This window comes from Cytobacillus sp. T106, assembly GCF_040492155.1.
Classification (GTDB): domain Bacteria; phylum Bacillota; class Bacilli; order Bacillales; family Cytobacillaceae; genus Bacillus_AB; species Bacillus_AB infantis.
On sequence record NZ_JBEUMK010000005.1, the window covers coordinates 17,178 to 41,986 of the forward strand.

The window sequence follows — 24,809 nt, forward strand, 5'->3', positions numbered from 1 at the left end:
AAAATTAATAATATGAAAACTCAAAAACACCCTGTGAACGGCATTCCATTCACAGGGTGTTTTATTATCTTCCTTTGAACTCAGGCTTCCTTTTTTCTGAGAACGCCTGAAGGGCTTCCAGCCTGTCTTCTGTAGGAATGGTCACCTCATAGGCTTTTCTCTCAATCTGCAAACCTGTCTGCAGATCCGCATTCATCCCTTGTTTTACAGCAAATTTAGCCTGCTGAAGGGCGACAGGCCCGTTAGCCAGCATTTCTTCTGCCAGCTTCAGGCATTCTTCAAGAAGCTGATCCAGAGGGACTGCTTTTGTCAATAATCCGTAATGCAAAGCTTCTTCTGATGTGAGTCTCCTTGCAGTGAGGATGAGCTCAAGTGCCTTTGCCTGCCCGATCAGCCTGGGAAGCCGCTGCGTCCCGCCTGCTCCGGGGATGATGGCAAGGCTGGTTTCAGTCAACCCCATCTTCGTTCCCTGGGCAGCCAGCCTGAAGTCACAGGACAGGGCCAGTTCCATCCCCCCGCCAAAAGCAAATCCATTGATGGCTGCAATCGTAGGCTGCGGGAGACTCTCAATCAATGAGAATACCTCGCCGATTTTATATACATTCCTTTTAACGTCCGTCTGAGAAAGTGTCTTTCTTTCCTTCAGGTCAGCCCCGACACTGAATGCTTTATCGCCTGCTCCCGTAAAAATGACAACCCGGACATCCGGATTGATCCTGATATCCTCCACTGTCCGCTGCAGCTCTTCAAGAGTCTCATAATTAAAAGCATTCAGGGCTTCTGGCCTGTTCAGGGTAATAATGGCCGCGTGGTTCTCCACTTTCAGATCAATGCTGCTCATATTTCGTTTTCAACTCCTTTTTAATATCTATCTGCATAATTCGCTTTCCAGGTATGAAAACCCTTTCTTTTCGCTCATTGTGTGAAGCGTTTCTATATTATCCCCGGCGGAAGATGACAGGATGGAAGCAGGCAGCTTCCTGCTCAAATCAAAAAACCAGGCTGGAGGCGAAGTCCGGCCTGGTTTTGAAAAACAAGGTGTAAATGATATTTCACATATCGGCAGAATGGCCATGGACAAACTGCCATCTTAGCTTTATTTGGTCTGGAGAACCTGTTTCTTCAATGCTCTTCTCAATATTTTTCCTGTCGTATTCTTAGGCAGCTCGTCCAGGAATTCAATTGAGGAAGGCAGCTTGTATTTAGCAAGATGCTGTTTGCAATAGCCTATAAGCTCTTCCTCGGTGAGAAAAGGGTCGGACAGCACAACATAGCTTCTGACCGCTTCTCCCTGATTCGGATCCGGCACGCCGATGACAGCCGCCTCAACCACGCCCGGATGGCTGTACAGCACTTCCTCCACTTCCCTTGGATAGACATTGTAGCCGCCGACAATGATGATTTCCTTTTTCCTGTCTACAATATAGAAATAGCCTTCTTCGTCCATCCGCGCAAGATCTCCTGTAAAAAGCCAGCCATCCCTGATGGAAGCAGCAGTTTCCTCAGGCATCTTATAATAGCCTTTCATAACATTCGGGCCCCTTACTGCAAGTTCGCCGACTTCACCAGGCGGCACCTCATCACCCAGTTCATTGACAACTCTGTTTTCAACGTTCAGGATGGATGTCCCGATTGAACCAGGCTTGCGCGGCCGGTCAAGCGGATTGAAGCATGTTACCGGCGATGCCTCGGACAGGCCATAGCCTTCAGAAATAAGGACATTAAATTTTTTTTCAAAGTTTTCAAGCAATGCTACCGGCAGTGATGCACCGCCGGAAATGCAGAGGCGGAGGGACTTTAAATCTTCCGCCTTTCCATCGCTGTATTGCAGCAGGAAATTGTACATGGTCGGCACACCGGCAAAAACAGTTGCCTCATACTCTTTTACCAGCCTGAATACTTCTTTCGGGCTGAATTTCGGATCGATCAGGATGGTCGCTCCATTCATCAGAGGTGCGTTAAGTACAACAGTCAGGCAGAAGACATGGAACATCGGAAGCGACGTAATGACCCTGTCCGATTCATTCATTTTTAAGTAATCGCTTACATCCTTTGCATTGCTGTAAAGGTTTTTATGCGTGAGCATTGCGCCTTTTGGCTTTCCTGTGGTGCCTGATGTATAAAGGATGATAGCTGTATCCTCTTCCTCAAGCTCCGGTCCCTGGTACCCTGCATCGCCTGATGCCAGAACTGATGTAAACGATTTCAGTTTAGGATAGACACTCAGGGCCGAGACATCAGCATCCGCCTGCTTGCCTTGCGGAGTTTCACAAATAATATAGTTTTCAACCGATGGAAGCGCCCCATGCATTTTCTCTGCCATTGGAACCAGCAAGTCCAGGCTGATGATGGCTTTCACATCACCGTTTTTGACAATATAGCCAATTTCATCCGGCGTATAGATCGGATTAATCGGAATCACGGTCGCCCCCAGGCGCATCGCACCATACAAGCTGATAATGAAGAATGGAGAATTGCCGAGAAGCAGTGCAACATGGTCTCCCTTTTGGATACCCAGCTTTTCAAGGCCTGAAGCAAACTTTGTAACTGCCGCATCAAGCTCAGCATAAGTGCTTTCCTTGTCCATGAAATAATAGGCGGGTTTTTCACCCAGCTTCTGTGCGGTTTCATGCAGCTGTGAAGATAAGTTCATCATTTTCCCTCCTCCTAAATGAATGAATAATCATTCATTAGATAATAAAAAATTTTCTAAATATATTATATTGAAAGAAATTTATGTATTCAAGTGCACAGTGCCAAAATTTTGTAGATATTTGGGCGCCGCTTATTGCTTCCCTATGAAAAAACCCCGCCTGGGCGGGGGAAAACTCAGTAGACAAGATTAATAAAATCCTCTTTGGTAACATTGCCGAAATAATGTTTGATGTTGATATCTGCAAGGGCTTCTTCGATTGCCGCTTTTTCATAGCGCAGACCTGACAGCTTTTCTTCAATTACTGCTACATCTCCGACACCGAAAAAGTCGCCGAATATCTTGCAATTCCCGATAATCCCTTTATTAACATCCAGCCGTACATCGATTTGGCCAACCGGGAATCGGTGTGAATGCTGGAGATTGAATTTCGGCGATTTCCCGTAATTCCAGTCCCAATTCTGGTAGCGCTCTTTTGATAGCTGGTGTATTTTTTCCCAATCCTCTTCTGTCAGTACATACTCTGGAATTTCGTCAAGATCCCCAAAAATGTTCTTCAGGAGTGTGCTCCTGAACTGCTCAGTCGAAACCTTTTCTTCCAGGAATTCAGAAATATTCGCCACACGGCTGCGGATGGACTTGATGCCCTTTGACTCAATTTTATCCTTCCTCACCTTAAGGGCCGATACAACACTGTCGATCTCAGAATCAAACAGCAATGTCCCGTGGCTGAACATCCTGCCCCTTGTGGCGAACTGGGCATTACCGGAAATTTTTCTTCCTTCCGCAGTAAGGTCGTTCCGTCCGCTCAGCTCAGCTGCCACCCCCATTTTCTTCAAGGCCTCGACAACAGGCTCTGTGAACTTCCTGAAGTTATGGAAGCTGTCCCCATCGTCCTTTGTAATGAATGAAAAATTAAGATTGCCCAAATCGTGGTAGACAGCTCCCCCTCCGGATAAACGGCGGACCACATGAATGCCGTTTTTCTCAACATATTCTGTATTGATCTCCTCGATGGTGTTCTGGTTTTTGCCGATGATGATGGAAGGCTCATTTATGTAAAAAAGCAGATAGCTTTCCTGGTCAATGTCCAGGTTCTTCAATGCATACTCTTCAATGGCAAGATTTATGCGGGGGTCTGTAATCCCTTTGTTGTCGATAAATAGCATGATGATTCTCCTTTGTTTTAGATAGTGTAGGTATCATTGAATGCAGCCAGGCGGACTGGGCCGCTGTATTCCCTTGCCGACTCCTCAGCAAGCTTTGAAAGCTCCCCATAATGCGGAAGATGGGTCAGGACAAGCTGTTCCGCGCCAGCTTTTTCAGCAAGCCTCCCGGCATCATAGCTGTTCATATGCCCTGCGTTCTTTCCATTCTGATTTCCGTAGAAATTGCACTCGCTGACAAGCAGGGAAGCTCCGGATGCAAAAGCAGCCAGCTCTTCTTTATAGGATGTATCGGCTGTATAGACAATCGCATTTCCTTCTGCTTCAAACCGCATCGCATAGCATGGTGCCGGATGATCTGTTTTTAAGAATGTGATTGTAAAGGGCCCGAGGTTTAATTCCTCGTCCGGCTTATACTCTTTTCCTTCTGTAATATCCTTATAGCTGAGCTTCGAGAACTCCTGAGGGTTTTCCCTGTGAGCATAAATAGGCAGGGTATCCATCTTTTTTCCGAGGAAGCCCTGGATGAGGCGGGCATGCTGCAATACGCCGATATCTGCGATATGGTCAGGATGATAATGAGAAATAATGACCGCATCTAGCTCCTCCGGCTGGATGATCTGCTGCATTTTCGACAGTACTCCGCTGCCGCAGTCCACAAGCAGGCGGAAGCCATTGTGCTCGAGAAGATAGCCGGCACTGGCCTCATTCCCCTTCGGATAACCTCCCCAGGGCCCTATAACAGTTAATTTCATCTAACAGTCCTCCTTTTTTCCGAATCCCTAATAACACTATAATCGATTATGCCTATTTTTTCATTTTTTTAAAATTGTATTGATACAGTTGTTGACTTAAAAATACTGTTATAATACAATGTAAATACAGAAACACAAACACATAACCCGGGAGGCTGACAGAATGCTAGAAAATATCGTGGAATTTTTCAGGAATTTGCCAGCAAAACAATGTTCGGAGTGCGGCAGCTCCATTGATGAGCAGCACGAATGCTATGGGACTAAATGTGATAAGTGTCTTGACTTGAACTGACTGGAATTCTATAAAATTATAAGAAAAGCGCAAGCGCCTTGCTCACCCTTAAGGAACGCAGACTAAGAACGCCACGTCCTGTGGCAACGTCTGCATAACCCCCATCCTGGGGGCCTCAAGACGATCATCCCGGAAAGGCGTTCTTTGCCTTTTTGGGATGATTGGCTTGTGACCTCGAGGGGGTAGGCGCTGGAGCTAGACAGTAATCGAAGTTAAAAAAATATACTTTCTTATTTTACCAAAAAGACCCGGCCGGCGGCCGGGTCTTTCTCTGTCTCTATTATTCTGCGATTGCTGCGTACTTTCTTTTATGCATGATAGTGAAATAAGTCATCGTGCCAGCAATGAATGCGAGCATAAAGCCAAGGAGGATGGCTGCATTATGCCACATGAAGGCAAAGTCTCCGCTCGATGCCACGGCCTTCAGGCCTGCCACTGAATAGGTCATCGGCAGCAGGGCATTGAAATGCTGCAGGAAGCCCGGAATCAGTTCAAGCGGGAAGGTGCCTGCACTTGTTGTCAGCTGCAGGATGAGTATAAGAATAGCAACAAATCTTCCCGGATCTCCAAGCGCTGTAACAAAGAATTGGATCAGCGCCATGAAGGTCAGGCTTGTAATAATATTGAACAGAAGGAATAATGGGATGCTCTGCACTTCAAGCCCCAGTCCCGAAATCAGGATCCATGAAGCAATAAGCGCCTGGATGATGCCTGCCGCTGCAAGAACACCAAACTTGGCTGCAAACCAGCTTAGGCCGTTTCCAGGGACCGATGCCGGCTCCCTGAGCGGGAACACGATGGACAGAAGCAGAGCTCCGACAAACAAGCCCAATGAAAGGAAGTACGGCGTAAAGCCGGTTCCGTAGTTAGGCACTTCATTGATTTTTTCATTTTTCACCTGGACAGGTTCGGCAATCATATTGTAGGTTTTGTCATCCGCACTTACAGATGAAGCTTCCTCAGCTCCGTCCTTCAGTTTGCCTGCAAGCTCTGCTGAGCCTTCGGACAATGCTGAATTCCCTTCTGCCACTTTGCCGGCACCTTCAGACAGCTTTCCTGCGCCTTCCTTCAGGGCGCCAGAGCCATCAGCCAGCTTGCCGAGACCGCCGGAAAGCTCTGTGCTCCCTGCTGCCAGCTGTGCTGATCCGGCTTTTGCTGAAGCAAATTGCTGTCCATATTCATTCATGCCTGCGATAAACTGCTGCTGGCCATCCTGTATCTTGGCTGTACCTTGTGCGAGTGAAGAGCTTCCTGCTGCAAGAGAATCAATTCCCTGCTGCAATTGCTTTTGCCCTTCTGAAAGGCTGCCTATTTTGTCTGACAGCTGCTGTGCTCCGCCGGATATTTGGCCGGCAGATTCGGCAAGCTGTGATGTACCGGCTGCCAGCTGGCCTAAGGCTGCTTCCAGCTCTTTTCTTTCAGGGGAGTCCTCCGGCATCTGCTGCAGGACTGCCCCCAGCTTTTGCTGAAGCTGGGACATTCCGCCGCTGACCTTGGCAGCTTCTGACTGCCATTGATCAAGTGAGCCTGAAATTGAGGCAGCACCGCCCTGAAGCTGTTCTCCTCCCTGGACAAGGGCAGGAACCTTTCCCTGGACCTGCTGGATTCCTTCATTCAGCTTTGCAGCTCCAGCAGCTGCTTCCTGATTACCCGCCTGAAGCTCACTGGCCGCAGCTTCCAATTTCTGATGGCCGGCTTGAAGCTTTCCAAGACCAGAGTCCAGGTCCTTCGCTCCTGCAGCCAGCTCTGCAGATCCTTTGTTCACCTGGCTGACGCCATTATCAAATTCAACAGACTTCCCGGCCAATTCTCCAAGCTTATTCTTCAGTTCCTGTGAACCTGATTTAAGCTCCAGGGCTCCTTCGTCAAGCTTACCGGCCCCGTCGCTCGCCTGTACCAAACCGTCTGTCATGTCGCCGATTTTATCAAACATCGTCTCAGCATAGGTTTCGGTAATTTTCTCGGAAAGAGAAGCTTTGATTTTTTCAATTGCTGTACCGCCAATCTGTGAAGAAAGGAAGTTATAGCTTTCGTTTGGAACATAAATTAAATTCAGCTTTTTCGGATCTTCATCCAAAAGAGTTGTCGCATTCTCTGAAAAGTCCTCAGGAACCTCTACAAGAATATAATACTTCTCCTTCTCCAGATCTTTATAGCCTTCCTCTTTAGTAACAAACTTAAAATTAAAATCAGCACTATCTTTTAAATTGGATATCAGTTCGTCCCCGAGCTGCAGCTCTTTTCCTTCAAATTCTGCCCCTTTGTCTTCATTGACTACTGCGACAGGCAGATCGGCAAGATGATCATAAGGATCCCAGAATGCCCAAAGGAACATTCCGCTGTAAAGCACAGGAATGAACAGGACAGCAATAATCGGGATCAGCAGTTTTCTGTTTTTAAAAATAGCTGAAAACTCATTCCTGAATAATCTATTTCTCATTTATTTTTCCCCCTGTACGATTGACTATTTTGTTCAAATGGTCAATTTTATTCATAAAACAAGGACTATCCCTTAAGTCAGTTAGATAATCCTTTAAACAGGTATTGCTCAAACAGCTTTGCAATTTCCTCTTTTTCAAGAGGTTTATGCTGCTTTTCCCAATCAAAAATCAGGGCGATATAGAGCTTGAACATGATGAAGGCAGTCAGCTCAGGATCGCAGTCTGCTATCTCGCCTTTTTTCACAGCTTCGGCAACTTTTTCTTTAATATAAGAAAGAATTGATTTTTCCAGCCTCTCCATTACCTCCATTACTGCAGGAGTGCCCATTTCCTTTTCTTCCTGGAAAAGCTTGATGGTCAGCTGGTGCTTCAGCCTGAACTCAAGGATCCCATATAAGGCGCGATGGACATTTTCGTGGAAAGATAATGAAGAATCCAGAGATTCGTCAGCTGCAATTTTCATTTCCTTGATGAGCGTTGTGATGATTTCATCGAATAATTCCTCTTTATTCTTAAAAAACGTGTAGATCGTCCCTTTGCCGACATTCGCAATTTTGGCCACCTGATCCATTGTGGTTGCTTTATAGCCAAACAGAGAAAATGATTTATTGGCAGCTTCAATAATTAATTGCTTGCGGTCTACAGCCATCTATACACCTCGATTCACAAAATGACTGAATGAACATTTTGGTCAATTTGAACAAAAATAATAATAGCATATGTCAGCAGCTCTTGCAATGCTTCCCGGTTAATATTTTATTATTAATTACTATCCCTAACTGAGGGACATAATCAGAAACCAAAGAAGGAGCCCTGCCCCAAAAGGCAGGTCTCCTTCTCTCTGCTATTCTGAAAGCTTCCTGAGTACGGCAGATGCCATAGCATCAATGAATTCGGGCTGTGAATTCGGCATTTCCGGACGATAATAGCTTGCCCCGATTTCCTCTGTTACAACTTTGCATTCATAGTCATTGTCATATAAAACTTCAAGGTGGTCTGCTACAAACCCGACTGGTGTATAGACGAATGCTTTATAGCCTTTTTCATTATACAAGTCGCGCGTCAGGTCCTGGACATCCGGCCCAAGCCATGGCTCAGGAGTATTCCCGGCACTCTGCCAGCCAACCTTATAATTTTCTACCCCCGCCTGTTCAGCGATCAGATCCGCAGTCTCCTGCAGCTGGTTAGGGTAAGGATCTCCCGACTGGAGAATTTTCTCTGGCAGGCTGTGGGCTGATACGATCAGCACTGCATTGTCTTTTTCATCTGCAGGCATGGATGCGAAGGCTTCCTTCACTTTTTCTGCCCAATAGCCGATGAATTTCGGTTCTTGATACCAGCTTTCTACAGAAGTGATGGTCAGGCCGCCAAGCCTTTCTGCTTCTTCTTTTGCACGGCCATTATATGACTTCACGCTGAAGGTTGAAAAATGGGGAGCCAGCACGATGCTTGCAGCTTCCGTGATTCCATCTTCTTTCATGCTCTTCACTGCATCTTCGACAAAAGGTTCAATATGCTTCAAGCCCAGATACATCTTGAATTCAATTTCATCCTGGATGCTGTTCAGATGCTGCTCAAGCTTTTCACCCTGCTCCTGTGTAATCCTGGCAAGCGGGGAAATCCCGCCGATTGCTTCATAGCGGCTCCGCAGATCTTCAAGCATCTCATCTGAGGGCTTTCTTCCATGGCGTATATGAGTATAATAGCGCTCAATATCTTCTTCTTTATATGGCGTTCCGTAGGCCATGACAAGCAGGCCCATTTTCTTTTTCGGCATTATATTTACACCTCTTTTTAATCATGTATCTAGTCACTTATTGTGCCAAAAACCCGGCTGAATACAAAATCTAATGCTCAGGAATTACTCAGCAAGCTTGAAAGCCGAGTAATCGTGGATAAAGCCAGTCAGTTTTTTCAATGTATCCGGGTTGACAGACGGGAAGACGCCGTGGCCAAGATTGAAAATATAGCCTGGCTGCTGCATTCCCTGGTCAAGGATTTCCCTGGCTCTCTCTTCAATTACTTCCCATGGAGCAAGCAATATGGCAGGATCAAGATTGCCCATGACTGTTTTCCTGATGCCCATCTCCCTTGCCTCGCTGATTGGAAGCCTCCAATCCAGTCCGACTACGTCCAATGGAAGGTCATGCCATTCCATGGCCAGGTGGCTTGCGCCCACACCAAACATGATCAAAGGCACATTTTCTTCTTTAAGAGCTGTGAAGATCCGTTCCATAACCGGCTTGATGAAGCAGCGGTAGTCGGCCACATTCAGTGCGCCTACCCATGAATCGAAAAGCTGGATAGCCTTTGCACCAGCCTTGATTTGTGCTTTTACATAAACGATGATGGTGTCAGCAAGCTTGTCCATCAGCGCGAACCATGCCTGCGGCTCAGAATACATGAAAGCTTTTGTTTTATTGTAATTCTTTGACGGCCCGCCTTCGATCATATAGCTGGCGATTGTGAATGGCGCGCCGGAGAAGCCAATCAAAGGAACTGTCAGCTGTTCTTCTGTTAAGAGCTTGATTGTGTCAAGGACATAGGGAATATCCTGTTCAGGATGAAGTTCCCCCAGTTTCTCAACATCTGAAAGCGAGCGGACCGGATTGGAAATGACCGGACCGATGCCTGTTTTAATATCTACGTCCACTCCGATGGCGGGAAGCGGCGTCATGATGTCTTTATAGAGAATCGCAGCATCCACTCCGTAGTTTTCAACCGGCAGCCTTGTAACATAGGCACATAATTCAGGCTGATGCGTTATTTCGAATAAGGAGTATTTCTCTTTGATGGCACGGTATTCGGGCTGGGATCTGCCAGCCTGCCGCATATACCATACAGGGACGCGGTCTGTTTTTTCCCCGCGCGCCGCTTTTAAAAATGTATCGTCTATCTGTTTTGCCATAAAACTGTATCCACCTTTCAGTACTCTTCTGTTTGTTTATTGTAATATATCTTTCTGGAAATTAGAAATTTCGGTATGTATAGGGCATATTGCCCCTTCCACTATAGCGGTTTCAGGATAGGTTGTATAGATTGCCTGGGGAAATGTCGAAAATTTGCCTTAAAAGAGAAAAAGCAAAAACAAATTGCATTACAAAAGTCATTTCTATTTTTAAATGAGGTGTTGATCTCCGTTCCAGGCACTTCGCTTTCCGCGGGGCGGAGTTGAGCCTCCTCGCCGCAAGCGGCTGTGGGGTCTCAACTCTTCCGCTGCAATCCCGCAGGAGTCTTCGTGCCTTGCACTCCAATCAACAGGTTTTTAAATTCGAATGGCAGTACAACCCTGAAAACTTTAACATTCAATTACCATTTTAGAACTCCATCGGAGCAGGTCAATTAATACCTTATAGTTTTATATTTCGTAAAAAACGTTAAGTTAAAGTTGGCTTTTCATGACATTGCTTTATTCAATTCTATTATTAGGGTTATTTCCTTTAATTCATTGATTTTGCAAAGGAAAAAACAAACCAAAAAAGGCACGGAACCCTAACATTCCGTACCCCCTCTGGTCTGAAAAATACTGCCTTCATGTAATTTATCTCGGCAGTGTAAATTCAGCTGTTCTTCCTTTGAATGCTTTTGTGCCGTCTTCGTTATAGAAAGGGCCGAATTCCAGATCAAACTTTTTGTATATTTCGAATTCATCTTTCCTGAATAGAAAGACATGAAGCTTTTCTCCCTGTGCACCTGCCTCGATGGCCTTTGGTTCACGGGGTTCAACCATGCCCTGTGACAGAATTCTGGCGCGGTTGTCATCCACTGAAAGGATGGAACCTATATTCCAGATGCTGACCGGCTCTGAAGACTGATTGTCAATTTTTAATTTGACTGTCAGGGCCACAATGCCGCTGTCGCCAAAATTTGTAAAGCGCGGCTTATTGGCCTCTGTCGGGGTGATTTCTGTATACTGAACCCCTTCAAGTGTTACATTCACATCACCGATTTTTTGTGCTTCGCCAATTCCTTCTTTTTCGAAAATCATTTTCTTATCTGCCATATTATCGGTTGTCAGCTGATCCTGGTAGAAGGATGGCTCGCTTGCCATGGCCTCCTTCTGTTCAACACTGTAAGCAAAATCAAAGACTGCATTCCCCTGGATGGAACCTTTGAACTGGTCGTTGTCTGCAGCTCCGCCTTCGATGATGTACTTCGGCTTTACAGTCGAAAGCTTATCAAATTCGGCATTTGTCAGGGTGAATGAAATCAGCCCTGTTATCTTTTCCCCGGCTGCGAATTTCCCTGTTTCTGACTCTTTTTTCGATTTGACCTTGTCTGCATCAAGGATAAAGGTTGGGTCTGATGGGTACCAGTCCAGCTCATGTGATGTCTGGATACGGTGCATATTGTTGTAATACATTGCTTTATCAGTGCCATTATCCACTGTAACTTTTGCCGTAATCACATACCCGTCGATCTCATCATTGAACGGGATGGTGACATCCTCGTGCATACCTGTCACTTTGACGATCTGATATTCATCCACAGAGACTTTGAAGCCTTTCATATCATGGACAAAGCCAGGCTCTGTGTTCGTATAGATGACTTCAACCTCGCCCTCTGATTCATCTGCAATATTGGGGTTGAGCAGCTCTCCTTCTGCACTTGTTCCATCAGCCGTTTCTTCAGCTTCTTCCGACTCATCAGTTTCTTCCTCTGCGGCAGCATGATCTGTTTCTTCAGCTTCAACCTTCTTTTCCGGCTCTTTACCGTTTGAAGCTTTTTCATCATTCCCGCATGCCGATAGTAAAAGCATTAGAGCCAAGAGTGCTGTCCATAAAACATTTTTCTTCACGTTTTTACACAACCTTTTTTTGGATTATTTTCCCTTCGCCATTATAAATCACGAAATGATAGATTTCCCTGTTTAATAGATAAAAAGGAAAAAATAAGGAAATACTACCATCAATAAGCAGGCAGAGGCAGGAGGATGCACACAGATACAGCAGCCTCCGAATAGGAAAATACCACCAATAGTTCCTGGATAAACCAAAATTTTGAAATAAACTTCTATCCGGCAGCTAAGAGCTCTGATTGGGAATCGGCATGCGGAGAAGCTATAATGAGGGAGAGCGCTAACATACAAAGAGAATCTTGAGGTGATATGGATGAGGATTTATATGACGAACGGCACTTTTGATTTTTTAAAAATAGTACAAAATAAGAACAGCGCAGAGAAAATGGTGCTGATGCAGGATGCGGACAATGCACTGCTCCTCCACGAAACCGAGGGAAAAACTTTATTTAACGAACCGCGGAGCTATGAAGTGCTGGATTCAACAGGTTCACTCGAAAGCCGCGGTTTTATTGTCATGAATAATATCCCCGTAACAGAAGAAGGAAGGCCCTTATTCGAATACCGATTTAAAAACAGGGCTGGGGCGGTTGAAAACGAGCCTGGCTTTATCAGCATCCGGGTACTTCGCCCGCTTTCCAGTGATACGTATGTCATTCTCACCCAATGGGAGAGCGAAAAGGATTTCAAGAATTGGCAGGATTCCAAAGCCTATGAAAAGGCACACGAAAAACGGGGAACAGATCAAGGCATCGATGTCCAGCGTCCAAATATCTTTGCACGCCCATCCTTTGTAACAACTTATTATATCCCTGAAGCAGATTGATCATTACTATCATAAGTGGCCGGAAGATGCGGAAGCCCGCATTTTCCGGCCTTTTCTTCGGGTTGCAGCTGAAAAAAAAGAACCTGAAGAAATTAACGCCAGATTCTTTCATTCGCCCTATGCAAAATCCCTTCAAGCTTTAGGTCCTTGTTTAATGAGGCCGTTTTGATGGGCATACACAGCTGCCTGGGTGCGGTCGGAAACGGACAGCTTGCTGAGTATGTTGCTGACATGTGTTTTCACCGTTTTTATCCCTATAAAGAGCTGATTGCTGATTTCCTGGTTGGTCATCCCTTCGCCGATGCACAGAAGGACCTCCAGCTCCCTTTCCGTCAGTTCCTCGTGGGGCTTTTTCTCCCTGCCGCGAAGGCGGCCCATCATTTTGGTGGCGACCTTCGGCTCGATTACCGGCTCCCCTCTTGCAGCCTTCAGGATGCAGTCAAGCACTTCATCCGCCGTTGCTGTTTTCAGCATATAGCTGAATGCACCGGCCTCTATTGCAGGAAAGACCTGCTCATCATCATAAAAACTTGTAATAATGATGATCTTGCACTGGGGATAGCTTTTCAATATTTCTTTTGTTGCTTCAATGCCGCTTCCGTTTTCCATTAAAAGATCCATAAGGACGACATCGGGCCTTTCCTTCAGCACTAGGGCAGCTCCCTCATGCCCGCTGGAAGCTTCCCCCACTATTTCTATTTCCGGTTCAGTCAAAAGATACGAGATGATTCCCTTCCTGACCATTTCATGGTCATCCACAACTGCGATCCTGATCACTTTATTCCCTCCCTTTCAGCGGTATCCGTATTTCAATATAAGTCCCTTCTCCCTGTTTGGACCGGATATTGAAAATCCCGCCGATTTCCTCGCATCTTTCCCGCATGGTTTTCAATCCATACGAGGCAACCCTTTCAATATGAGGGTCAAATCCCTTTCCGTCATCTCCAATAAATAAATATGTATAATCTTCCTTTTCTGTAAGGGTCAGCTTTATCTTTGATGCATCGGCATGCCTGAGAATATTAGAAAGTGCCTCCTGGACAACTCTGAACAAATGCTCTTCTGCTGCTTTGGAGAGCTCGATTTCATCTATGCTGGCCTGAAAATCGATGGTAGTCTTCCCGCGCAATTCGTGTATCAGCTTGATAATCCCGTCACACAAGGTATCATCGCTCAGCTGGATCGGCCTTAAATGGAGAAGGAGAGCCCTCATTTCCCCCTGTGCTTTGGCGGCTATACCGGAAATTTCCTTGAGCTGCTTCTTTGCTTTTTCAGAATCTCTGTCAAAGACCTTCAGCGCGGCAGATGACATCATGCTAAGAGCAAACAGCTGCTGGCTCACAACATCATGGAGATCCCTTGCCAGGCGCTGCCTTTCCTCCATAACTGCTGCAGCATGGGCCGACTGGGCCAGGGATGAACGTTCTTCAGCAAGCCGTTGGACCGAGTGGACCTGCTCCTGGATATAGTCAGCCAAACCATCAAGCTCCTCTGCAATAAGCCCGATTTCATCGTTTTCATAAGAAGATATCCTTCCTGCCAGCTTGCCGGACCGCAGATTGGACACTGCAACCAGGATATCTCCAAGCCTTCCCTTGATTAAGTAACTGCCTTTAATGCCAAAATAGCCTCCGGCAGCCAGCAGGATCAGCAGGCAATAGATAAAGAGCCAGAAAGAGATTGAAATGGTGAGGACCGGTTCATCGGCAAAGAATAAATAAATCTGGATCCCGACAAAGAAGGTGAGCGAGCTGATCAGCGCCATCATAATAAAGCTCTGGATAAACCAATACCTGATTCCGAACATTTTTTTCATCAGCAGTATCTCCTATACATGATCAATTCGAATGGAGCCGACTTTGAGCTGGATCGTTATATTCAACTTTCTTGCCGCATCATCGTATCCCGGGGATTTATAATAAAGTTTGCGGTTAAGGTCTTCTGATTTCAGATCGAAAATGCGGATATCCCCGATATTGATATCGGAGTGAACCATAATCGGGACATCCTCAGGGATAATCATCTTAACATCGCCGACCCATCCCTTGACTGAAATAGGCGTTTCCTTCTCCGGGATATACGCCTTGCTGAAGTCTATAAAATAATCACCGACCGTATTATACAGATCCAAAGGTTCTACAGACCAATTTGCGTTTTTAAAGCTGACGTCGCCTATAGAGAATCCTCTGATATTTGCTAATGGGGCATGCCGCGATCCCTTTTTGATCCTGATGATTTTTTCCTCGCCCAGATCCTTTTCGCTTTCTTCTATCCCATCATATTTCTTAGCTGGAAACTCTGTTTCAACATGCACTTTAATATGCTCTTTCCTTACGAGAAGCGAGAATCCAAGGTATACGATGGCGAGCGGCCAAAGCTTCCACACATCCCAAAAAGAAAACTGGATCAGTCCGAATCTGTCAGAGGCCAGCAGCCCGGAGAAAACAAGCAAAAATCCGGCAAAAACTTTGCCCCCTTTTTTTCTGGCCAATGTAGAGATCAGCAGAATTAGGCTATAGCCGAACATCACAAAAGGATATACTGTGACAAAAAACTTCTTTATTTCCAAGGAAATGACACCTATATTTACAAGAAGCAGCAGGACACCTGCAGCCAGAAGGCAAAATGCAAACATCATTTGATTGACTGATCGATAACGCAATTGGCTCCCCTTCTTTCTTTCTCTATAAATATTCGCTGCAGAAAATGCTTTTCCCTGCAATCCCATTTTATCAGTCTTCCATCAATCTTTAACTGCCTCTGGAATGCTTTTCCCTCCGCCTTGAGGCGGATGTGTGCCATGCACATCGCCCAGAACTGAACATAATCTATAGTACGCTTGAAGGCCATGGCCCAAGCATACTATAGGAGGGATATAAAATGGCGATTGATTTAACTGTCCTTCATGCTATCTATGTTTTCTTCATTGTACTCATCATCGGTTTTATGATAGCGAAACGGGATACTGCCCTTGTGTGCATAGCCGGGATCTTCCTGATTGCCATCACAAGCACCGGCTCCCTGAGCACCTCAGTCAGCAGTGTGTTCAATAGCTTTATATACGCGATAACCGAGCTTCTTTCTACCATTCTCGTCATCTCCATCATCGTCGCCATGAGCAGGGTCCTTGCTGCTGCGGGGGTAAGCGATGCGATGATAGCGCCCTTCTCCAGGATGATCAAAGGTCCGGCAGGCGCTTATTGGACGATCGGCATTGTTATGATGGTGATATCCTGGTTCTTTTGGCCATCACCAGCAGTTGCCCTTCTTGGAGCAGTCCTTCTGCCGGCAGCTCTGAAGGCAGGACTTCCTGCCCTGGGAGCAGCTATGGCCATGAACCTCTTCGGGCACGGAATTGCCCTGTCAGGCGACTTCATCATCCAGGCAGCCCCTAAATTGACGGCAGACGCTGCCGGGCTTCCAGCAGGGGAAGTAATAGCTGCCAGCATTCCCCTTGTAGCCGTAATGGGGATTGTCACAGTTGCTGCTGCCTTTTTCTTTTTGAAAAGGGATATGAAAAAGGGCCTCCTGCTGCCGGCCTCTCCCCCTGATCAAAGGAATGAGGCTGAATCAGGAGAGCCCGGGCTTCTTTCAAGGAGCCAAAGGGGATTTTTTGCAGTCCTTATCCCTGTTTTATTCGCTTTAGATGTAGCAGCTATGTTCTTGCTTGACCTGCAGGGCGGCGATGCGACAGCACTTGTAGGCGGGACATCGATTTTTATTCTGCTGGTGATCACCTTGGCAAGCCACAAAAATAAAGGACTGGAGAAAACAACCTCCTATATGATTGAGGGATTTCAATTTGGCTTCAAGGTCTTCGGGCCTGTCATCCCTATCGCAGCTTTCTTTTACCTTGGAGATTCCGGCTTTACAAGCATAATCGGCGACTATTTGCCGGGGGGGTCACAGGGCATCGTCAATGATCTCGGGGTTGCTCTGGCAGGAGCAGTCCCGCTGAGCAAGGAAGTGGCAGCTGTTACGCTCACTGTTACCGGTGCAATCACCGGTCTGGATGGTTCCGGCTTTTCCGGCATCTCCCTGGCAGGCTCTGTCGCCAGCCTTTTTGCTTCAGCCATCGGTGCCGGTGCAGCAACTTTGACAGCTCTGGGACAGGTTGCTGCCATCTGGGTTGGCGGCGGGACGCTCGTGCCCTGGGCGCTCATCCCTGCAGCAGCCATCTGCAATGTGGATCCTTTTGAGCTTGCAAGGAGGAATCTCCTGCCTGTCATCATTGGGCTTGCAGCCACTACAATTGTCGCCATGTTCCTAATATAAGTGTGAACGGGAGAGCAAAAAAAAGAGGCAGCTGCCATCAGCTGCCCCTCTATTTTTTTATGATTTCTGCCACTCTGCCCACTTGGCCGTCTGTCAGCCTCACCTTGATTCCATGCGGGTGGAAAGAAGAATTGGTCAGAAGATCCTTAATGATCCCCCTTGTCCTTGCCCCTGACCGCTGGTCCTTCTTTAAGATGATATCCGCTTCCATTCCAGGCTTAACATGCTCACGATATTTGCCGGTGTCAGACATGCAATCAGCTCCTTTTCCTTTGGCGCCATCAGGCGCGCTTTTTGTTCTTCTATTCTAATGGTATAATAGGCAGAACACAAAATTAACACCTTATCCATTGGAGGAAACATGCTTACTTTTGAAGAAAAATTAGCGATCATCGAGTCATTTCCCGAGCTTGAGAGAAAAGACGTCTCTCTTGGAAGAGTCAACTTCCATTATGAAGAAAGCGCAATAGACAAGAAAAATGTGGTTTACCATCTGCATCCTAACGGCAATGGCTTTGTTTTTGCAGAATATGTACAGAGTTATTCGCCTGACAGCAAAGGCATGGTGAACATCAGGGATTTCTCTGAATCCGAGCTTCGGGATATCATTGCAAAATCGATCCAGTCCCTCTCCGGCCATGATGCCGAAGAAGCCCAGCCTGCTGCAAGGCTGGAAGAAACATGGAGCAGCCGGAGCGGCGAAACCCTTGTCCTCATAGAGGAAGATGAAATGTGGAATGTATATGCCGGCCTGAATCTGGACGCCGCTTTTCTATCTTATCGGGAAGCAAAAGAATATCTTGAAGAAGAAGGATTTAAACGGAGCTAAAACTGAGAGGCAGCCTTATTGGGCTGCCTCTTTGTTTTCTTAAAAATTGCCATTCTGATTTTCCGGGCGGCTGTTATGGAGATGGGATTCAATATAGACCCTTTCTGAAGAAGAAACATGCTGTTCATTATGTTCGGGGTCTGTATGCTGGATTCCCTTCCTCCGATAGATAACATCAACCAGCACCCCGAATCCAAGTAGCCCGCCTAAAATGATGAGCCATAACATGATTATCACCCTTTCCACCTGCCTCATTTTGTCCACTGGCTTTTAATAGAATGGATAATACTCTTTTCGGATCTCACTTGAAATGATCTCTGATACAGGGGCGATTCTGATGCCTTTCTCTTCAAAATACCCCTTTTCCTGAAGGATCCCTGCCGAACAGACCTTGCCAGTCACGCCGACATGCCCGATTGCGATCCCTCTGCCCTGCTGCTCTGTGATCAGCGCCAGCTTCTTCATCTGCCGCCTGACATGGGAAACAGAAGAAATGTCATCAAGAAATACATCCCTTTTAATGAGCGGCACACCAAGCTCTTTTGCAATGATGGGAAATTTTGATTCAGGGCTTGTGCCGCTGTCCACAATATAAAGCTTCCGTTCTTTCGCAATTTTTACGATTTCCCTTACTATCCCTTCATCTTCCACTGCCCGCGATCCCATATGATTATTGAGGCCCTTTGCATAGGGAACGCTGTCAATGGCTTCATTGACCCTTTTCCTGACTTCTTCAGAAGACAGATTTGTTGTGATCGGTTTGGGCCCGAGCCATGATTTCTTTCCCCTTTTAGGCTCCATTGGCAGATGGACCATGACTTCAAATCCATTTTCATGCGCCCATTCAGCATGCTGTGCTGTCTGATCTGTAAATGGCATCACTGCTGCTGTAATCGGGATATCGCCTTCAAGGAAATCTTTTACGCCTCCGATGCCTCCTCCAAAATCATCTATGATGATAGCAGCTTTCCTTTCTTCCTGCTGGGTTTCGGCACTGGCAGATGAGGCAAAGAAAGAACATAAGATAAGCAATACGGCAATCTTTTTCATATTTCCTCCTGCTGATCGTTGTTCCTCTTACATTCCCCTGCGTGATGAGTGTTCATTCATAGCTCATGACAAGGAGTTGTTACTAATTGTATATACGATCTAAATTTATAAACGTTTCAACATTCAGAAAAAATAAGAAAAGCCTGACAGATGCCAGGCTTTTCTTATTTTAAAACGCCTTTTTCCCGCGCTTCTTTAATCCATGATGGAAATTCATCAAGAAGATGGTCATACAATTCTTCATCGCTTACCTGCCCGATATCTTTAAAATGATAAAAATTCGCGTTATCAATATAGCGGCCTTCCATTGTATCCAATTTTTCCAGCACGTCGAAATTTGCATCGCCAATACCGACAAACTGCCAGAAAATAGGCTTGCCTGCCGATTTTACAATCGGTTTCTTGATCGTCTTTTTGCAGCCGCCATCATTGATAAAGACAATGAACGCAGGATCGCTGCTCGGATCTTCCAGTGTGTATTTGCTGATGACATCCTCCATGACAGGAGGTTCGTCATTGCGCCCGAATTTATGGATTAGATCGTTATTCAGGATATACTGATTAACATAGCCTTCAAAGTCCCTTTCTGTCACCGGCTTCAGCCTTGAGAACTCATTGTCATATACCCAGATATCGAGCATGCCGTCATCATCAAATTGGCTCGCAACGGCTAAGATCCGCTCCACTACTTTTTGTACCGTGCCGTTACGGTACAAGGTGCGCATCGATCCTGAAATGTCTAAAACCAGGCCGACCCTCGCCTTGACATGTGACAGCTTTTTCTTTTCCAGCACGACCCCGGCTGTTTTCTTCATCAAAGATATACTCATGCTACGCATCTCCCCGCTATGAATAAATTCTTATACTGCAGCGAACCGGTCCTCAATTATTAATGAATTTTTCAAAAACATATCCAAAATCTTTTACATGGTATTTTTTCCTGCTGTTCATCAGCCAGTTAAAAGCGGTTTCGTTCAGCACCCTGAAATCATCCGTCAGGCTTCCTTCCCTTGCCCCTGCAGCCCTGCCCAATGTTGCAGAAGCTACTTCAATGCTCTTTTTGGCAAACTCCATCGAATGCTCATTTTCCGCACAAATTTCGGAGATTTTTATCAAGGCTTTATACAGGTCTTTCAGTTCTTCAATGAAGCGTTTATGTACATCTATGGAGAAAGCGGCAGAGCCTATCACAAATTTGATCTCTACATCCATGTCGACTGTCCCTGCTGTTTCCAGGAACACATTTGAAATTTGATGCTCCCTGAAGCTGTATCTCTTCAGGACTCTCTTCTTGCTCATCGCGCTTGTCCCATCTAAATGGATGACTGCTTTGTTTGTAAAGCAATATTCATCAGATTTGGATTTAATCAAAAAATAGATTTTTTCATTATCTTCATGCATCACATAATCATCAGCATCGACCTTATCATAGTCAGCCGGCGAGATGACACTGCCAATATCACTGATCCCCAGCACATCTGAAGCCACCCTTTTGAACATATTTCTGCCTCCCTGAATAGTAAGATTCTTTTTTATAATCAGATTTATATTAGCATATACCGGAATTTTCTTCACTCTTTGAGGTGTACAGCCATTCTTCTGTATTACATGAAATTCAGGAGGCTTGCCCATACTATTTCAGGGAGGTGCATGATGAAGCTGTTATTATTTTTCGGCCTTATGGCAGCAGCTGGAGGAATTGGAACGGAACAGTTATCTGTGCTGCAGGAAGGCAAGGATGCAATAAAAGTCCAGAAAGAAGAATTCTCTGCCAATATACCCGGCCTGCCGCTGGCAGATGAAGATAAATTTAAAGCATTCCAGGCTAAAATGAACAGCCTGGCTTATAAAGAGCCGCAGGATGCCAGGATAGGCCCGGGAGAAAGAATCATCCCTGAAAAACCCGGAAGCAAATTGAATCAGGATTTATTTTCAGCGCGTTTTTATACTACTTACTACCAGTCAGGTTCAGGGAGCATTGAACTGCCTCTTCTCCCGATTTATCCAAGGGTCGACAGTGAGCTTATTCTATCTGTTAAAGCACGCCAGATCGGCCAATATGTGACCTATTTCAACTCCCATAATAAGGCCAGAACACAGAATATCAGGCTCGCGGCCGGATCGATAGACAGCATTGTTGTATTTCCCGGAGAAGTATTTTCATTTAATGAAACAGTCGGCAAGAGAACGGCAGCCAAGGGATATCTCCCAGCTCCGGTAATTGTCAGGGGAGAACTGTCCGAGGGGATCGGTGGCGGGATATGCCAGGTATCTTCAACCCTTTATAATGCTGTCGATAATGCCGGAACAAGCATCATCCAAAGATATTCCCACAGCAAGCGCGTGCCGTATGTCCCTTCAGGCAGAGATGCAACCGTAAGCTGGTACGGACCGGATTTTACCTTTAAAAACACTTATAACCAGCCCATTCTGATCCGCGCGCAGGTATATGGAGGAACGCTCGCCATCAGGGTCTTTTCTTCGGATGCCATCAAATATGAACCGCGGAACGTCCCAGGCGCAGCAAAGTTCAGCGAAGAAGATGAGAAAGCTGCTGACTGAACAAATGCCAGTCAGCAGCGCAAATGGATTAGAGCACTCCGGAAAACAGTCTGGAGAAGGACTCTTTCGTCCTCTCCCAGAGTCCGCGTTTATAATATTGTACAGGTGTTATCCGTACACTATCCCTCATATCTTCTTCGAAATGCGCTGACAGATCCCTGATTGAGCTGCAGCCAAGCAGGAAGACATTGACCTCGAAATTCAGGTGAAAGCTTCTCATATCCATATTCGCTGTTCCCACAGAAGCCATATTTCCATCTGCGATGATGATTTTCTGATGGAGAAAGCCTTTTTGGTAAGAGTAGACTTCAACTCCATATTTAAGCAGCTCGGAAAAATAGGACCTGCTTGCATACTGGGTGAGAAAGCTGTCATTCTTTTCCGGAACCATGATCCTTACCTCCACCCCTTTTGCTGCAGCCACCCGCAGCGCAGTCCTGATAGCTTCGTTCGGGACGAAATAAGGCGTGGCAATCCAAATCGACCTTTCTGCACTGGTGATCATCGAATAAAAGAAATCTCCCATGATTCCCTGCTGTGTATCAGGCCCGCTGGCAACCACCTGTATCGCCCCATTGATTTCATCCTCATCGGCTGGCCTATCACTGACCGAATATTTGTCAAGGACCTGTTCCCGGCTGACATACTCCCAGTCCAGAAGGAAGACTGTATGCAGTGTGTATACGGCCTCACCTTCCAGCACCATATGGGTGTCGCGCCAGAACCCCATCGCTTCATCCTCGCCGAGATATTCAATCCCGACATTGAGCCCGCCGACAAAGCCGGTCTCCCCGTCGATCACGACGATTTTTCGATGGTTCCTGAAATTGATTTTCTGATTGAAGAAGCCGAATTTCAAAGGCAGGAAGCAATGAACCTTGATGCCCGCTTCCTCCATCCTTTTAATTTCATTCACAGCCATCTTCATGCTGCCGGCAGCGTCATACATGAAAAGGACCTCGACTCCTGCTTCAGCCTTCTCAATGAGGATATCAATGATCTCTTTGCCGAGCCTATCCGAGCGGAAGATATAGTATTGTATATGGATGAATTTTTTTGCTTTCTTCAGCCTTGCCTTCAGCTCTTCAAACGTTTCTTCGCCATTTTTCAGCATCTCAGCCCTGGATGAGGTGCTGATGGGGGTCATGCTGGCATTCGCAGCAAACCTGGCAAAGTTCTGCTGGTTATCCTGCAGAAATGTAAGGTCCGGTGAATCTTTCCGCTTCATCATCCTTTTCCACTGCTCTCTGTCATTGCTCCTTTTGGTGCGGAAAAGATAACCTTTCAGATAAAGCTGCCCTGAATATAAGTAGAACATATAGCCTGCCACCGGAATGAAGATCAGAACATAAATCCAGAGGAGCGTATGGTGGGAAGTGCGGTTTTCAAGAATCAGCGAGTAGATGCTCACCAGTATAATAAAAGCATACAGCCCTGCGCAGGCGAGCTTCCAGAAGTAGCCTGCACCGGTAAAGAACAGGACATACAGGGAAGCAGCCAACATAAGCAAAAAGACAAATTCTATTCTCTGTTTTTTCATACGATCATTCTCCATGTCTATAGAAAGTTTCCTTTTGTATACCCTTTGTGCCTTGAGAGGGAAACCTGGCTTGGTCTGCACCAGGTACATAAAAAAACGGGCTGTGCCCAGTGGCATGCCCGCTTGCTTTATTCTCCCGAACTATTTTCTCATATTCTCCTGGTCTTTCAGCCTGTTCTGCTGGTCAGGCTTCCTTCCCTCTTTAAGCTTGTCAGGCGCTTCCCCGCCGGAATGCTGCTTTCGTTCATATTCAAGCAGGCTTTCCTGGTTCTGGCCATCCTTGTTATTTTCAGGCATGAGCTGTCCCTCCTAACGGTGTTTTTATCCTTATTCCCGAATAGAGGCTTGGGAAACGCCTATTTGATCAGCATCAGTTAAATGAATGTCCCTTTGCTTCCGTCTGGGTTTTCGGGAGTATAATTTCAAAAACCGTCCCTTTATTGACCTCGCTGCTGACTTTGACGAGCCCGCTGTGATTTTCGATGATTTTAAAGCTGGTCATCAGGCCAAGGCCCGTCCCCTTTTCTTTTGTTGTATAAAAAGGCTCGCCAAGTGTGTTGATCCGCTCTGGAGGGATGCCTGTCCCTTCGTCTTTGATCATGACAGCCACATGCCCATCCTTCCTGTCCGATGCCTTGATCGTGATGGTTCCGCCATCCGGCATGGCTTCAGCAGAATTTTTTATCATATTGATAAATACCTGCTTCAGCTGATTCTCCTCACACCATATCTCCGATTCATCCAGATCAAGCCCGGTGATTATCTGGACATTATGGATCAGGCATTGCGGCTGAATCAGTACAACCACTTCCTGAATCAGCTTCTTAAGATCGCATACCCTGTATACCGCAGCCGCAGGTTTTGCGAGGACAAGGAACTCTCCAACAATCAGATTGATCCGGTCCAGCTCTGAGATGGCAATATCGGCATACTCCCGATTTCCCTCCGCCTTCAGCAGCTGGATGAATCCTTTAATGCTTGTCAGAGGATTGCGGATTTCATGGGCAATCCCAGCGGCCATCTGCCCGACAAGCGCCAGCTTCTCTGACTTTTGCAGAAGCAGGTCTGCCTGCTCTTTTTTAACCGTAACATCCTGGCCGATTGAAAGCACTGCCTTCCTGCCCTGAAAGCTTGTAAATAAGGTGGACACTTCAAAATAAATCTTTTTGCCGTCAAGCCTGGTAATTTTCTGTTCCCTCCGGCCTGCCGGAAGTTTTTCTTTATATGTTACATCAAGTATCTTCTTGTATTTGGCGGCATCCGGCGCTTCCATAAAATCAAATACTGACCTGCCGACCAATTCCTCTTTGCTTTCAGCAGCCACCATCTTCTCAGCCGCTTTGTTTGCATAGACAATTTTGTCATAATCCTGGATGATGACAGGCTCCGGCATCGTTTCGATCAGCTGCCTGTAAAATGCTTCGTTCTCTTTCGCTTTCCCTGTAAGATATTTCAATTTGTCATATTGCCAGCCTACAAACCAGGCAATAATAGTGGCAATGGTGAAATCAACAATTTCCTTATGCCAGGGGTCATCGAAAATGAAGGCTTGCGTTAAAGTGAATAAAATAGAAATACTGACTAAAGCGAATTGGCCCGTTCTCTTCATTTATAACAATCCT

The 24,809-nt window shown here is 46.2% G+C and carries 26 protein-coding genes; 6 read left to right on the forward strand and 20 right to left on the reverse strand.

Annotated features, from left to right (window positions below; genetic code table 11):
- Positions 1-64 precede the first annotated feature (64 nt).
- Entirely contained in the window at positions 65-841 is a 777-nt protein-coding gene (locus ABU165_RS11605) for an enoyl-CoA hydratase-related protein (protein WP_022543583.1), read from the reverse strand.
- A 121-nt stretch (positions 842-962) separates the two neighbouring features.
- Here ABU165_RS11605 and ABU165_RS11610 point away from each other — a divergent pair, with 121 nt between their 5' ends.
- Positions 963-1,094 carry a hypothetical protein gene (locus ABU165_RS11610; protein ID WP_263625378.1) on the forward strand — a complete coding sequence of 44 codons (132 nt, stop codon included), beginning with the start codon at positions 963-965 and terminating at the stop codon, positions 1,092-1,094.
- Between the two features lie 2 nt (positions 1,095-1,096).
- Here the strand turns inward: ABU165_RS11610 and ABU165_RS11615 are convergent, their stop codons facing one another.
- The 3 genes from ABU165_RS11615 to ABU165_RS11625 all read right to left on the reverse strand — a co-directional run bounded on the left by ABU165_RS11615 (position 1,097) and on the right by ABU165_RS11625 (position 4,574).
- Positions 1,097-2,653 carry a fatty acid--CoA ligase family protein gene (locus ABU165_RS11615; RefSeq protein ID WP_318060264.1) on the reverse strand — a complete coding sequence of 519 codons (1,557 nt, stop codon included), beginning with the start codon at positions 2,651-2,653 and terminating at the stop codon, positions 1,097-1,099.
- A gap of 176 nt (positions 2,654-2,829) precedes the next feature.
- Positions 2,830-3,822 carry a lipoate--protein ligase gene (gene lplA / locus ABU165_RS11620; protein ID WP_009793939.1) on the reverse strand — a complete coding sequence of 331 codons (993 nt, stop codon included), beginning with the start codon at positions 3,820-3,822 and terminating at the stop codon, positions 2,830-2,832.
- Positions 3,823-3,839: 17 nt separating this feature from the next.
- Positions 3,840-4,574 carry an MBL fold metallo-hydrolase gene (locus tag ABU165_RS11625; protein WP_101550951.1) on the reverse strand — a complete coding sequence of 245 codons (735 nt, stop codon included), beginning with the start codon at positions 4,572-4,574 and terminating at the stop codon, positions 3,840-3,842.
- Positions 4,575-4,737: 163 nt separating this feature from the next.
- Between ABU165_RS11625 and yhfH the strand changes: the two genes are divergently transcribed.
- The gene (gene yhfH / locus ABU165_RS11630; RefSeq protein WP_009793941.1) at positions 4,738-4,866 is read left to right on the forward strand and encodes a protein YhfH; all 129 of its coding nucleotides are present in this window, start codon (positions 4,738-4,740) and stop codon (positions 4,864-4,866) included.
- Positions 4,867-5,146: 280 nt separating this feature from the next.
- Here the strand turns inward: yhfH and ABU165_RS11635 are convergent, their stop codons facing one another.
- The 5 genes from ABU165_RS11635 to ABU165_RS11655 all read right to left on the reverse strand — a co-directional run bounded on the left by ABU165_RS11635 (position 5,147) and on the right by ABU165_RS11655 (position 12,105).
- A complete protein-coding gene (locus ABU165_RS11635; protein ID WP_101550953.1) occupies positions 5,147-7,306 on the reverse strand; it encodes a YhgE/Pip domain-containing protein in 2,160 nt (719 codons plus the stop codon).
- A gap of 77 nt (positions 7,307-7,383) precedes the next feature.
- On the reverse strand, positions 7,384-7,956 hold the full coding sequence (locus ABU165_RS11640; RefSeq protein ID WP_009793943.1) for a TetR/AcrR family transcriptional regulator: 573 nt from the start codon (positions 7,954-7,956) through the stop codon (positions 7,384-7,386).
- A 195-nt stretch (positions 7,957-8,151) separates the two neighbouring features.
- Complete coding sequence (gene hemH, locus ABU165_RS11645) at positions 8,152-9,084, reverse strand: ferrochelatase (RefSeq protein ID WP_101550955.1); 933 nt, start codon at positions 9,082-9,084, stop codon at positions 8,152-8,154.
- A gap of 84 nt (positions 9,085-9,168) precedes the next feature.
- Positions 9,169-10,215, reverse strand: coding sequence for a uroporphyrinogen decarboxylase (hemE, locus tag ABU165_RS11650; protein WP_009793945.1), 1,047 nt, complete (start codon positions 10,213-10,215; stop codon positions 9,169-9,171).
- Positions 10,216-10,848: 633 nt separating this feature from the next.
- Positions 10,849-12,105 (reverse strand): DUF5068 domain-containing protein, encoded by a 1,257-nt coding sequence (locus tag ABU165_RS11655; RefSeq protein WP_318060214.1) that lies wholly within the window; start codon positions 12,103-12,105, stop codon positions 10,849-10,851.
- A gap of 313 nt (positions 12,106-12,418) precedes the next feature.
- On the opposite strand from ABU165_RS11655, the gene ABU165_RS11660 reads away from it, so the two are divergent.
- Positions 12,419-12,931: an antibiotic biosynthesis monooxygenase family protein gene (locus ABU165_RS11660; RefSeq protein ID WP_009793948.1), complete on the forward strand. Its 513-nt coding sequence runs from the start codon at positions 12,419-12,421 to the stop codon at positions 12,929-12,931.
- Between the two features lie 132 nt (positions 12,932-13,063).
- On the opposite strand, the gene ABU165_RS11665 is transcribed toward ABU165_RS11660, so the two are convergent.
- The 3 genes from ABU165_RS11665 to liaF are packed head-to-tail and all read right to left on the reverse strand — an operon-like array spanning position 13,064 to position 15,593.
- Positions 13,064-13,708, reverse strand: coding sequence for a response regulator transcription factor (locus tag ABU165_RS11665; RefSeq protein WP_009793950.1), 645 nt, complete (start codon positions 13,706-13,708; stop codon positions 13,064-13,066).
- Position 13,709: 1 nt separating this feature from the next.
- A complete protein-coding gene (locus ABU165_RS11670) occupies positions 13,710-14,747 on the reverse strand; it encodes a sensor histidine kinase (RefSeq protein ID WP_009793951.1) in 1,038 nt (345 codons plus the stop codon).
- 12 nt (positions 14,748-14,759) lie between these two features.
- Positions 14,760-15,593 (reverse strand): cell wall-active antibiotics response protein LiaF, encoded by an 834-nt coding sequence (gene liaF / locus ABU165_RS11675; RefSeq protein WP_318060213.1) that lies wholly within the window; start codon positions 15,591-15,593, stop codon positions 14,760-14,762.
- 218 nt (positions 15,594-15,811) lie between these two features.
- Between liaF and ABU165_RS11680 the strand changes: the two genes are divergently transcribed.
- Positions 15,812-17,206, forward strand: a complete 1,395-nt coding sequence (locus ABU165_RS11680) for a hypothetical protein (RefSeq protein WP_009793954.1) — start codon at positions 15,812-15,814, stop codon at positions 17,204-17,206.
- 49 nt (positions 17,207-17,255) lie between these two features.
- Here ABU165_RS11680 and ABU165_RS11685 read toward each other — a convergent pair whose 3' ends face one another.
- Positions 17,256-17,459: a YwbE family protein gene (locus ABU165_RS11685; RefSeq protein WP_009793955.1), complete on the reverse strand. Its 204-nt coding sequence runs from the start codon at positions 17,457-17,459 to the stop codon at positions 17,256-17,258.
- A 108-nt stretch (positions 17,460-17,567) separates the two neighbouring features.
- Between ABU165_RS11685 and ABU165_RS11690 the strand changes: the two genes are divergently transcribed.
- Positions 17,568-18,035 carry a hypothetical protein gene (locus tag ABU165_RS11690; RefSeq protein ID WP_101550961.1) on the forward strand — a complete coding sequence of 156 codons (468 nt, stop codon included), beginning with the start codon at positions 17,568-17,570 and terminating at the stop codon, positions 18,033-18,035.
- A gap of 39 nt (positions 18,036-18,074) precedes the next feature.
- Here ABU165_RS11690 and ABU165_RS11695 read toward each other — a convergent pair whose 3' ends face one another.
- The 4 genes from ABU165_RS11695 to ABU165_RS11710 form a co-directional block, all read right to left on the reverse strand.
- Positions 18,075-18,263, reverse strand: a complete 189-nt coding sequence (locus ABU165_RS11695) for a hypothetical protein (protein WP_022543577.1) — start codon at positions 18,261-18,263, stop codon at positions 18,075-18,077.
- A 42-nt stretch (positions 18,264-18,305) separates the two neighbouring features.
- Positions 18,306-19,085, reverse strand: coding sequence for a divergent polysaccharide deacetylase family protein (locus ABU165_RS11700; RefSeq protein ID WP_009793958.1), 780 nt, complete (start codon positions 19,083-19,085; stop codon positions 18,306-18,308).
- Positions 19,086-19,249: 164 nt separating this feature from the next.
- A complete protein-coding gene (locus ABU165_RS11705) occupies positions 19,250-19,915 on the reverse strand; it encodes a vWA domain-containing protein (protein WP_094769665.1) in 666 nt (221 codons plus the stop codon).
- A gap of 52 nt (positions 19,916-19,967) precedes the next feature.
- Positions 19,968-20,585, reverse strand: a complete 618-nt coding sequence (locus ABU165_RS11710; RefSeq protein ID WP_009793960.1) for a PH domain-containing protein — start codon at positions 20,583-20,585, stop codon at positions 19,968-19,970.
- A 150-nt stretch (positions 20,586-20,735) separates the two neighbouring features.
- On the opposite strand from ABU165_RS11710, the gene ABU165_RS11715 reads away from it, so the two are divergent.
- Positions 20,736-21,647 (forward strand): VanW family protein, encoded by a 912-nt coding sequence (locus tag ABU165_RS11715; RefSeq protein WP_009793961.1) that lies wholly within the window; start codon positions 20,736-20,738, stop codon positions 21,645-21,647.
- Between the two features lie 28 nt (positions 21,648-21,675).
- On the opposite strand, the gene cls is transcribed toward ABU165_RS11715, so the two are convergent.
- The 3 genes from cls to ABU165_RS11730 all read right to left on the reverse strand — a co-directional run bounded on the left by cls (position 21,676) and on the right by ABU165_RS11730 (position 24,796).
- On the reverse strand, positions 21,676-23,187 hold the full coding sequence (gene cls, locus ABU165_RS11720) for a cardiolipin synthase (protein WP_318060212.1): 1,512 nt from the start codon (positions 23,185-23,187) through the stop codon (positions 21,676-21,678).
- A gap of 141 nt (positions 23,188-23,328) precedes the next feature.
- On the reverse strand, positions 23,329-23,484 hold the full coding sequence (locus ABU165_RS11725) for a hypothetical protein (protein WP_009793963.1): 156 nt from the start codon (positions 23,482-23,484) through the stop codon (positions 23,329-23,331).
- Between the two features lie 73 nt (positions 23,485-23,557).
- Complete coding sequence (locus ABU165_RS11730) at positions 23,558-24,796, reverse strand: ATP-binding protein (protein ID WP_318060211.1); 1,239 nt, start codon at positions 24,794-24,796, stop codon at positions 23,558-23,560.
- Between the last annotated feature and the right edge of the window lie 13 nt (positions 24,797-24,809).

Excerpts from the sequence above, each read along its gene's own strand:
- ABU165_RS11685 (WP_009793955.1), bottom strand. The coding sequence starts at position 17,459 with ATGTCTGACACCGGCAAATATCGTGAGCATGTTAAGCCTGGAATGGAA.
- ABU165_RS11730 (WP_318060211.1), bottom strand. The coding sequence starts at position 24,796 with ATGAAGAGAACGGGCCAATTCGCTTTAGTCAGTATTTCTATTTTATTC.
- ABU165_RS11625 (WP_101550951.1), bottom strand. The coding sequence starts at position 4,574 with ATGAAATTAACTGTTATAGGGCCCTGGGGAGGTTATCCGAAGGGGAAT.
- ABU165_RS11615 (WP_318060264.1), bottom strand. The coding sequence starts at position 2,653 with ATGAACTTATCTTCACAGCTGCATGAAACCGCACAGAAGCTGGGTGAA.
- hemH (WP_101550955.1), bottom strand. The coding sequence starts at position 9,084 with ATGCCGAAAAAGAAAATGGGCCTGCTTGTCATGGCCTACGGAACGCCA.
- ABU165_RS11660 (WP_009793948.1), top strand. The coding sequence starts at position 12,419 with ATGAGGATTTATATGACGAACGGCACTTTTGATTTTTTAAAAATAGTA.
- ABU165_RS11700 (WP_009793958.1), bottom strand. The coding sequence starts at position 19,085 with ATGAAAAAGATTGCCGTATTGCTTATCTTATGTTCTTTCTTTGCCTCA.
- ABU165_RS11610 (WP_263625378.1), top strand. The coding sequence starts at position 963 with ATGGAAGCAGGCAGCTTCCTGCTCAAATCAAAAAACCAGGCTGGAGGC.
- hemE (WP_009793945.1), bottom strand. The coding sequence starts at position 10,215 with ATGGCAAAACAGATAGACGATACATTTTTAAAAGCGGCGCGCGGGGAA.
- ABU165_RS11640 (WP_009793943.1), bottom strand. The coding sequence starts at position 7,956 with ATGGCTGTAGACCGCAAGCAATTAATTATTGAAGCTGCCAATAAATCA.
- ABU165_RS11670 (WP_009793951.1), bottom strand. The coding sequence starts at position 14,747 with ATGAAAAAAATGTTCGGAATCAGGTATTGGTTTATCCAGAGCTTTATT.
- ABU165_RS11710 (WP_009793960.1), bottom strand. The coding sequence starts at position 20,585 with ATGTTCAAAAGGGTGGCTTCAGATGTGCTGGGGATCAGTGATATTGGC.
- yhfH (WP_009793941.1), top strand. The coding sequence starts at position 4,738 with ATGCTAGAAAATATCGTGGAATTTTTCAGGAATTTGCCAGCAAAACAA.
- cls (WP_318060212.1), bottom strand. The coding sequence starts at position 23,187 with ATGAAAAAACAGAGAATAGAATTTGTCTTTTTGCTTATGTTGGCTGCT.
- ABU165_RS11695 (WP_022543577.1), bottom strand. The coding sequence starts at position 18,263 with ATGTTATGGCTCATCATTTTAGGCGGGCTACTTGGATTCGGGGTGCTG.
- ABU165_RS11680 (WP_009793954.1), top strand. The coding sequence starts at position 15,812 with ATGGCGATTGATTTAACTGTCCTTCATGCTATCTATGTTTTCTTCATT.
- ABU165_RS11605 (WP_022543583.1), bottom strand. The coding sequence starts at position 841 with ATGAGCAGCATTGATCTGAAAGTGGAGAACCACGCGGCCATTATTACC.
- ABU165_RS11635 (WP_101550953.1), bottom strand. The coding sequence starts at position 7,306 with ATGAGAAATAGATTATTCAGGAATGAGTTTTCAGCTATTTTTAAAAAC.
- lplA (WP_009793939.1), bottom strand. The coding sequence starts at position 3,822 with ATGCTATTTATCGACAACAAAGGGATTACAGACCCCCGCATAAATCTT.
- ABU165_RS11705 (WP_094769665.1), bottom strand. The coding sequence starts at position 19,915 with ATGAGTATATCTTTGATGAAGAAAACAGCCGGGGTCGTGCTGGAAAAG.
- ABU165_RS11725 (WP_009793963.1), bottom strand. The coding sequence starts at position 23,484 with ATGCCTGAAAATAACAAGGATGGCCAGAACCAGGAAAGCCTGCTTGAA.
- ABU165_RS11715 (WP_009793961.1), top strand. The coding sequence starts at position 20,736 with ATGATGAAGCTGTTATTATTTTTCGGCCTTATGGCAGCAGCTGGAGGA.
- ABU165_RS11690 (WP_101550961.1), top strand. The coding sequence starts at position 17,568 with ATGCTTACTTTTGAAGAAAAATTAGCGATCATCGAGTCATTTCCCGAG.